This window comes from Porticoccus sp., from assembly GCA_023261185.1.
GTDB lineage: Bacteria > Pseudomonadota > Gammaproteobacteria > Pseudomonadales > Porticoccaceae > Porticoccus > Porticoccus litoralis.
In genome coordinates this window covers 1-9012 of sequence record JALRJN010000116.1, presented here as the reverse complement: position 1 = coordinate 9012, position 9012 = coordinate 1, and the positions used below count along the sequence as shown (strand labels likewise).

Genomic DNA, 9012 nt, shown 5'->3' with positions numbered 1-9012 from the left:
GGCCTTATTGACTCAGAAGAAGTAAGTCACACCCAGGGAGAACAGGTCCAGCTCATCAACATCATCATAGACATTCTCAGCAGCCGGTGTGCCATCAACATCAATGTCGAGCTGCTCATATTTTCCGTAAATGATCATCTTGCTGCCGAAGTACTGCTCCAGAGCCATACCTGTACGGGTCAGCTCTGTGCCTGTAATGCCGGCTTCACCCATCGCTGCACTGTACTGATCCTTGTACAGACCGTACTCAACGTAAAACGCCGTATCACCCAACTTGGTAAAGGGCTTGCGAATACCCAGCTTGGTGTAATACGCATCATTTTCATCTTCAGCGTAGTCAGAAACATCGCCATCCGCCTCTTCACGCTGATAGGTAATGTTTCCAAACAAACCGGTATTGGTATCCCACAAACCCAGTTGCATGGTAAACATTTTTGAGTCGGTATCGCCCAACGCTACTGATGTCACGTCTGCCATGACTGGATCGCCACCAGCTGTCATACCGGTGTCTACAGAGCTAGTGCTAATAGTACGTTCTGCAACGTTAGCTGCACCATTGGCGTTATAGGCGTAACCAAGATGGAATCTAACCTCTACATCACCAATCTTCTCAGCATACTTGGCAGCAATATCGTAGATATCGTCATTGGCATAGCCAACGGCAATGCTAACAGGACCAAACGCGGGCAGGTCATAACGGATACCGTTGCGGTATACCCCGTTACAGTCAATACCGATACCCAGGCCGTTGGTGGTCATACACTGGGCAAAACTACCCCAGTTGACGGCACCACCCAACGCGGCACCATTGAGACCACGAATAAAGAAGCCGGAACCACGGAACAGTGCGCCCACGCCGGACCAGATGGTCATGGAAGGGTCGCCGAGTACGCCGATATTATCCGTCGGCATACTTTGCAGACCGATGGTCACTTTACCCCAGCTGCCGCCGAGATAAACGCTGCTGCCCAGCAGACCGATATCACCACCGTTGAAGTTATCGATGTTGTCCTGGTTGGAGAACACCAGCGGTGTGATCTGGTTGCCGTTACCTGTGAAGTTCGGGTTACCGGAGAACGGTTCGATGGTCACATCAAAACCGGCGTCCAGACCACCGTTCAGTTTAGTGGACCCGGAAAACGTCACCCTGCTACCCAGCGTGGTACCGTTATCCGACATCTGCACCATGTCGCTGCCTTCACCATCATCGTAGTAAGACATGCTTTCATTGACCCAGCCGGATATATTCCAGGAAGGTCCCGCCGCCTCTTCGGCCAATACTGTCTGCGCCACGCCCACTGTGGACATTGCGGCAGCCAGCGTTGCAATACGAAGTACTGCAGCCTTTTTAGTCTTTTTCATTGGACTCACCCCAAAGGTTGTTTTTAGCGTAAATAGTGAGCAGAGCCCACACCTCCACAAGCAGAAGGCACCAAGGCTCTATCCCAGCATCCAAACTAAAACACCGATGGATTCCAATCGCTATGAACTAATCTTCATGGACAGTTTCTTGCCCAATTTTCCTATAATCAAAGGCTGGAACTGACATAAAGATAATAAAGGCAAGTGACATAGGGGCAAGCTGCAAACCTGTAGTGGCCATGCCATCCCAAACAATACAAAACTGACATCACAACCAAGATCAACTCATGCCACATTTACGTCATATTTACCTGCTGTTGGCAGCCACTTTAATCATCCCGGTCATAATAGCCCCGGACATTGTCACGCCTGCTAACGCCATGACTGTGCCAAGTGTAGAAATCGTGGCGGGAGAGCCAGAACCCTCTCGCAGTGACCACGGCAACAACCATATGGAGCAAGGCGACCACAATAACGCAGCTGAAAAGGACGTCGAAACAAAGGCTGAAAAGGACAACAACACCAACAGCCAAATGAGCAGCCCAGCTGCTCCAGATAAAGACACTCCAGACCAATAGCCGACAAGCAACCTATTTCAGAGAAGATACCGACCCAGACAATGTCAAAAGCCAGGTCTTTCGTGAATATCAAAATCAATTTTTTCACCGGCCTCGCCTGGTGCCTGCTTCTATTTGCCGCTTCAACCAGCCTGGTTTCTGCAACTGAAAACTCCACCAACCAACCCATCCAGACGCTGATCCCGACCTTGTTTGATAACGCTGACCGTGCGGGAGAAAAGCTTACGGATGTTGCCGCCTGGCCTGTATATGGCAATGATCAACTGGTGGGTTATGCCTTTCAGTCTATCGACCTGGTCGACCTGAGGGGCTTTGCGGGAAAACCCATCAACTTACTCATCGGCATTGATACCGCTGGCACATTAAAGGGTGTGCGAGTTCTGGAACACCACGAGCCGATGTTTAATCACGACCTGGTCGGCGCCATGCAGCGCTTCGTAAACCAATATAAAGGTCTGGACATTAAAACTAAGATCATTATCGATAACAGCATCAAAACTCGCCCAAATGAGACTGCCAGGGAAGTCATCAATGGCACAGCTCAATTTGACGGCATCAGCAAAGCAACCATCTCTCTGGCAGTTGTCAACAAAACGGTCCTGTCTTCCGCCCTGCACGTGGCACGGCTGAAAATAGCGGCTTACCAACAACAACGCGTTGTTGCCAAAGAGGATGCCTATACTCCATTGTCCTGGCAGGAATTGCTCGATCAAGGACTGATTCGCAAATGGACCATCACTCGCCATAAAGTAGAACGGGCAACCGGCCTACCCCTAAAACATTACGAAGACCCAAACCTTGACGTCAGTGACCCGGCGGCAGACCTGAACTTTCACTACGGTTACCTGAACTCGCCCCTCATCGGTAAAAACCTGCTCGGTGAGGCCAGCTTTAATAGCCTCAAGAAAGCTCTTAAACCAGGAGAGCAGGCTATCGTTGTGTTTGCCGACGGCTTTTATGACTACCTGGGCGTTGATTTTGTCCCCAACTCCCAGGCCAAAAAGTTGTATATCGAGCAACAGGGGCTGCGGATGCCTCTGTTTGACATCGACTTTTTTGACCGCACCGTGATTGAGCAGGCACAACTGAACACCGGCATGAGCAACGTGCATATTTTTAAAATTCCGGCATCCTTGGAGCTTCTACCCAACAAGCCCATGCAGCTCACCCTTAATCTGGACCTGCGACTGCCAAACGGGAGGTTTCTGGAAGCCCGCTTCCAGGACAGCTACACCCTACCCGAAGATCTATTCGAGTTGTTGCCGGAAGAGCCCGTTGAAAAGGATGAAGCCATCTGGAAAGGTATATGGAAGAATCGGATAGTGGATATCTCCATCCTGAGTCTGTCTCTGTTACTGCTCACCATTGTCTTTATTAAGCAGCAAGCCATCAGCAAACAGACGCAGGCCTTTCATCGTTTCCGCTGGGCCTTCCTGTTTTTCACACTCTTTTTTATTGGCTTTTACGCTCAAGGCCAGCTATCAGTCATCAATATTTATACCCTGCTGCTGGAAACCTGGAGAGGCTTCAACCTCGAATTCTTTTTGCTTGACCCCATTATTTTCATTCTCTGGGTATTTACAGTGGTCAGCCTGGTTCTGTGGGGCCGCGGCCTGTTTTGCGGGTGGCTTTGTCCATTTGGCGCACTTCAGGAAATGGCGGCCTGGCTCGGCACCAAATTAAAACTGAAGCAGATACGTATTGCCCCGCAACTGAACACTCAACTGATCAAACTGAAATATCTGATCCTTATTGTATTGATCGCCTCCGCGTTTTACTCCTCAGCACTTAGTGAACAACTATCTGAGGTAGAGCCATTCAAGACCTCAATGACCTTTTACTTCGTTCGTTCCTGGCCGTTTGTCGCCTATGCCCTGCTCCTGTTGCTGGCCGGCATGTTTATCCACAAATTTTATTGTCGGTATGTATGCCCACTGGGCGCAGGACTGGCCATTGTCGGAAAGCTGCGTATTTTTGAATGGCTTAATCGCCGTAAAGAGTGTGGCTCCCCCTGCCAGGTTTGCAGGCACCGCTGCGGCATCAATGCCATTGATCGGACAGGGAAAATTGATTACGACGAATGCATACAGTGCCTGGAATGCATCGTTATTATCAACGATGACAAACAATGCGCCCCGGCCATGGTGGCCAACAAGAAAACCCCCGTGCAGCCTGTAAAGTTTGTTGAGCCAATGCCTGCCGGTGCCAGCTCATAACACGGGTATCCCGAGCATCAGGCTGAAAATAAAGGAAAAGTCCGTCCATGTGGGTCCTACTTAATAAAGAAAGGTCATAGCCAAGACACAGGGACAGCTCTAGGCTCCAACTGCAAATCGCGATATCCTGAAAAACTTTCAGGCTTGACCAACGACGATAAGAATATGAGCCTCAGACTTAAAATTTACCTTTTCTTCGCCATGTTGCTCATTATCACCCTGATAATGACCACCGGCATTCTCATCACCAATGCGCGCCAATCGGTGCATACCAAGGTGGAGAGCGCCATGACCGCTGCCGCCCATCTGTTGTCCGTAGCCATGCCTCCCACCCCCTCCAGGAACTCCCCAACGGCACACCAGCGCATGGGAGACCTGGTCAAGGTGATGAGTGAAATTCGCGGTCTTTACATCATGGTGTATCGAAACGGCCAATTGCTGTACGCCGGAGGCCCAAACACCGACAACCTGACCAGACCCCCTGACCTGTTTATCAAGATGCTCTCCCCCACCATCAAGCCACTAGTGACGCGTTTTGCCGGCGGCATGCTGGTGATCCACGCGGAACCCATACTGGAGATCACTGAACGCTGGCAAGACATCCGAGCGCTGGTTACCTTTGGTGCCGCACTTTCGGTGTTTATTCTTCTCATTCTCTACGTGGGTATCAACCGACTTTTGCGTCCGCTTGAATACATCTCCACGGCACTGGCTGGCTTTGGAAAAGGTAATCTGAATGTCCGACTGCCTGACTTTTCCATAAAGGAAATGAACAATATCAGCGATGCCTTTAACAGCATGGGCGAGGCGCTGCAGGGAAGCATTGAGGAAAACCAGCGCATGGCCACCCTGGTCAAGCAATCCAGCGATGCCATCGTCTCGCTGGACCACACCGGCAAGATCACCTTTTTCAATGCCGCCGCCAAACAGATGTTCCCGGAGCTTGCTTCCGGGTTGAACGGCAAATCATTTCTGCACCTGAAACTCGGAGGTTATGAAGAACGGATCATAAATATTATCGAAGAAAAACAGTCTATCGATAACATGGAAATCACACTCAACAAGGAAGACCAAGGCACTGCCTCCATGTTGCTATCCATCTCGCCCTTGGCCAACACGGAAGACAAGTCTATCGGCTTCATTTGTACTGTTCGCGATGTGACAGAGCACAAGCAGGCTGAACTGGCAAAACACCAACTACGTGAGTCACGACTGCTTACACAGCACATAGCCAACGTGCAGGAAAATGAACGACGCAACCTCGCCAGGGAGCTGCACGACGAGCTGGGGCAATGCCTGACAGCAATTAAAACCGACGCCGTACTCATCAGGAACCGCAACAACAATTCCGACCCGAAAATCAGCCATAGTGCACAGGTCATCATTGACGTAGCCAGTCATATCTATGATGTGGTCCACCACATGCTGGCGAGACTACGCCCCACATCCCTTGACGACCTGGGACTGGTGCTTACCCTGCAGGACACTATCGAGACCTGGCAGGAAAGACAACCAGATATCAAATTTCACTTGCAGCTTTCCGGCAACCTGAACAACCTGGACGAAGAAATCAACATGACGATCTTCCGTATCATCCAGGAATCTATCACCAATGCCGTGCGACATGCAGGCTGCTCTCAAATCACCGTATCAGTGGCCCATGTTCACAATGAGCGCAAGCTGTACCTGGATATCTACGACAACGGCAAGGGAATGCAAATCAAAGATTTCTACTCTGATGTGGATTTTGGGATACTTGGTATGCAGGAGAGAACCCAAAACCTGAATGGCGAATTTAAGCTGGTTAGCAAGCCTGGTGATGGCGTTAAAATAAAGATCAAAATACCACTCGAAGCGGAGCATATACTATGAGCTTTGCCAACCTCACCGTATTGCTGGTCGACGACCACGAACTTGTCAGGGCCGGTTTTCGCCGCCTCCTTGAGGACGGCGAGGGCATTAAAGAAGTATTGGAGGCGGACAACGGCGAGCTGGCCGCATGCCTCTACAAAAAACACCACCCCGATGTGGTCGTGATGGACATTTCCATGCCAGGCATTGGTGGACTGGGTGCCATTGAAAAAATCATCTGCTATGACCCCAAGGCCAAAATCCTGGTTCTGAGCGTCTATGAAGACAGTATTTTTACTAACCAGGCATTGAAAGCCGGGGCTAAAGGTTTCATCCCCAAAAGAAGCGCTCCAGAAGAAATGTACAAGGCGCTTCATGAAGTGTCAGAAGGCAAGATCTACCTCAGCTCCAACATCGCCCAACAAATAGCCGTTATGAAGCTGAGCGGGATGACCAACGTTCTGGAAAATCTCAGCCAGCGGGAATTTGAAATCTTCAGGCTCCTCGCTGAAGGCAAGACAGTCAACGACATTGCTGAGATTTTTAACCTGAGCCCGAAAACCGTCGGCACCCACCACACCAACATCAAACAGAAGCTCAATGTCTCTAACTCGGCAGAACTTGCCCGCCTTGCCATTCGACATGGCTTGATCGACGCCTGACAACCGCAACCAAGTCCCGTCTTCGAGACCAGCTTTTCTTTCCCCGGAGCTGACTTCTAACGTACTCATTTTTTCACTTTTTTCGCTTAGCTAACCAAGCAGCGAGGGCAACCACCGTCTGCTCTAAGCCCTTTAATGACGGGCATTTCTGGATTTTTCCGCCGTCATGATCTAAAACCTGAGAAGGTCTTCAGGAAAATCCTTAGTCATGTAAGGGGTATTGCTGATGTAACCAAGGCCATCTGAGTGCAGAATCTTGTCCAAAATCGGGCGCTCAAATGGGGACATATGAGTGAAATAACACCCCGTAACGCCGAATAAAAAAAACTATTGGCAGTAGTAGAGACATTTCAGGGGACATGTCACTGATCAACACAAGACCATAGGACCTTAGTCACCCTGAAATAAAAAAACATAAAACATCCCTGGATAGATAACTATAAAAGAGGAACAGGAAAGTGACGGCTAGAATGACGTTTTCACGAGTTCTAAAAGAAATCAGGCAGTCGAAGGGTTATTCACAAGAGCATCTGGCGTTCGAAGCAGGATTGTCCATGCGCTCTATTTCATTACTTGAGGGAAACAAGCAACAGCCAACCATCACAACCATAGAAAACCTATCAAAAGCACTGGGCATCACTATGGTTGAGTTTATTCAGGCTGTTGAAGTAGGCGTTCACTGATTTCAGGCGTGCCCGGCTCAACGTACGGGCACCAAAATCCGTCTCACTGGGTTGCCTAGGGGCAACGTCAGCTCGGTTCAGTCGACTCAATCATCTCGTCCAGCAGGGCAATCACGCCCTGCTGCTGCAGTAACAGCGAGTCGAGCAAGGTATGACCTCCAACCTCGGCTGCCATTGACTCAAACTTGCTCTTGCGAGTATTGATAATATCAATGCGTTCCTTAAGTATTCTATTCTGCTCAGTCAGTTGAGTGAGCTTGGGGTGGACACCCGCCCGGTTCATAGAATCTCTTTCCCGCTTGGTAAAAGATTTACCACACTGGATACAGACAAAATCTCCTGTCTTGGAACCAAACAGAATTTCATCGGTAAAGTCCTGGTGATCACAGTCTTTGTCACCCCAGGCCTCGCGCAGGGCCTTAACCTCTTCGTACTCCATCGTTCTTCACTCCAACTCGCTTATTCTCCGGATGAGGGCAGTGCCTCTCCCGTTATTAATTCATACCGGTTTGCGGGTTAAACCCGGCAGATATGCCGGGACCGCAGGGGAGAATTATGTTACATGAAATATTTAACATGTTCAGCGGGGAGTACGATGAAACTGGAGTGACAGATCAGCTCCCTGGAGACACTCCGCCGCTGAAGACATCCCAGAATTCCACCTTGGCATTGGTGCGGGGGAACGGCTCATCGGGGACAGGCACATCCAGGAACTCACACAACGGCTGCCAGCCCTGGGTCACTTCAAAGATCAGAAGCCGTTCTGGGGAAATGGTGCGTTTTACATCGTCGATCCGCTGCTGAAACGCGGCAAGCACGGCTTCTTTTTCAAGACTACCCCCGAAGGTCTGCTCGCGGATGATATTGTCCGCCATATCAATCACCGAGCGAGGGTATTCCTCGGGAATCTGGCCCTTGACTTCGAGCAGCGTTTTGATGGTGGCAGAAAAACTTTCCCACCACAGTTCCGGAGGGCGCACACTCAACACCACTTTTGCCTCAGGGTAAAAGGCCGCCAGCTCTTTCCAGTAGTGGGCGCTGGGCCAATCAACAGAGGCACTATAGCCTTGAAAGACCTCGTTCCAATCAACTTTTTTACCCTTAGCCGCCCGCTCCCAGAAAAGTAACTGCCAGGGATTTTTGAACACTTCCTCCATATGATGGCAAGGCGACAGGCCCAATGTTTCCAGAGCTTTTTTCAGAGACATGGTGCCAGTGCGACCAAACCCGGCACCAATCACAGATAACGACATAGAACACTCCCGGTTGTTATTAGTTCTATTTACAGCGCCCTGGAGCACCATCGTGGCAAGGTATTTTCGACCGCCTCCCGTTAAAGTGACGACCATCCCTACTTGCCTGCTGTGTTGTAGGGGCAATCGCGACAGAGGTCTATGAAGCAAAGCTCATTACAGGCGCTTATTTTCGCTGCTATATTCATTTGATTGCCGATAACAACCTCTAGTCTAAGCGGAACCTATCAACTTGACTTAAACAGATCTGTTTACCTACTCTGAATGCGATCTACAGACTTCTACTTTCATAACAATAATGACCTCATACAAAGACGAGGAGACATCATGAACCAAGCACGCAAACCGAAAGGACTTATTTGGCTATTACTTCTGGCGGTATTCTGGCCCTTGAATACTCTCGCCGG

The 9012-nt window shown here is 49.9% G+C and carries 8 protein-coding genes; 5 read left to right on the top strand and 3 right to left on the bottom strand.

Features of this window, described 5'->3' with window-relative positions:
* Positions 1–12: 12 nt before the first annotated feature.
* A complete protein-coding gene (locus ACYZYZ_RS10795) occupies positions 13–1362 on the bottom strand; it encodes a porin (RefSeq protein WP_461484258.1) in 1350 nt (449 codons plus the stop codon).
* 287 nt (positions 1363–1649) lie between these two features.
* On the opposite strand from ACYZYZ_RS10795, the gene ACYZYZ_RS10790 reads away from it, so the two are divergent.
* The 5 genes from ACYZYZ_RS10790 (at position 1650) to ACYZYZ_RS10770 (ending at position 7352) form a co-directional block, all read left to right on the top strand.
* A complete protein-coding gene (locus ACYZYZ_RS10790) occupies positions 1650–1940 on the top strand; it encodes a hypothetical protein (protein WP_461484257.1) in 291 nt (96 codons plus the stop codon).
* 62 nt (positions 1941–2002) lie between these two features.
* Positions 2003–4156: a 4Fe-4S binding protein gene (locus ACYZYZ_RS10785; protein WP_461484256.1), complete on the top strand. Its 2154-nt coding sequence runs from the start codon at positions 2003–2005 to the stop codon at positions 4154–4156.
* Between the two features lie 165 nt (positions 4157–4321).
* Positions 4322–6028: a PAS domain S-box protein gene (locus tag ACYZYZ_RS10780; RefSeq protein ID WP_461484255.1), complete on the top strand. Its 1707-nt coding sequence runs from the start codon at positions 4322–4324 to the stop codon at positions 6026–6028.
* On the top strand, positions 6025–6669 hold the full coding sequence (locus ACYZYZ_RS10775) for a response regulator (protein WP_305171158.1): 645 nt from the start codon (positions 6025–6027) through the stop codon (positions 6667–6669). Before ACYZYZ_RS10780 ends, ACYZYZ_RS10775 begins: the two co-directional genes overlap by 4 nt.
* A gap of 470 nt (positions 6670–7139) precedes the next feature.
* Positions 7140–7352, top strand: coding sequence for a helix-turn-helix domain-containing protein (locus ACYZYZ_RS10770; RefSeq protein WP_305171157.1), 213 nt, complete (start codon positions 7140–7142; stop codon positions 7350–7352).
* Positions 7353–7419: 67 nt separating this feature from the next.
* On the opposite strand, the gene ACYZYZ_RS10765 is transcribed toward ACYZYZ_RS10770, so the two are convergent.
* Together ACYZYZ_RS10765 and ACYZYZ_RS10760 are read right to left on the bottom strand one after the other, a co-directional pair.
* On the bottom strand, positions 7420–7791 hold the full coding sequence (locus ACYZYZ_RS10765) for a hypothetical protein (protein WP_461484254.1): 372 nt from the start codon (positions 7789–7791) through the stop codon (positions 7420–7422).
* Positions 7792–7966: 175 nt separating this feature from the next.
* On the bottom strand, positions 7967–8605 hold the full coding sequence (locus ACYZYZ_RS10760; protein ID WP_461484253.1) for a sulfotransferase family protein: 639 nt from the start codon (positions 8603–8605) through the stop codon (positions 7967–7969).
* Positions 8606–9012 lie beyond the last annotated feature (407 nt).

What these genes read in the sequence shown, in the direction of transcription:
- ACYZYZ_RS10790 (WP_461484257.1), top strand. Translation starts at nt 1,650, where the DNA reads ATGCCACATTTACGTCATATTTACCTGCTGTTGGCAGCCACTTTAATC.
- ACYZYZ_RS10775 (WP_305171158.1), top strand. Translation starts at nt 6,025, where the DNA reads ATGAGCTTTGCCAACCTCACCGTATTGCTGGTCGACGACCACGAACTT.
- ACYZYZ_RS10770 (WP_305171157.1), top strand. Translation starts at nt 7,140, where the DNA reads ATGACGTTTTCACGAGTTCTAAAAGAAATCAGGCAGTCGAAGGGTTAT.
- ACYZYZ_RS10780 (WP_461484255.1), top strand. Translation starts at nt 4,322, where the DNA reads ATGAGCCTCAGACTTAAAATTTACCTTTTCTTCGCCATGTTGCTCATT.
- ACYZYZ_RS10795 (WP_461484258.1), bottom strand. Translation starts at nt 1,362, where the DNA reads ATGAAAAAGACTAAAAAGGCTGCAGTACTTCGTATTGCAACGCTGGCT.
- ACYZYZ_RS10760 (WP_461484253.1), bottom strand. Translation starts at nt 8,605, where the DNA reads ATGTCGTTATCTGTGATTGGTGCCGGGTTTGGTCGCACTGGCACCATG.
- ACYZYZ_RS10765 (WP_461484254.1), bottom strand. Translation starts at nt 7,791, where the DNA reads ATGGAGTACGAAGAGGTTAAGGCCCTGCGCGAGGCCTGGGGTGACAAA.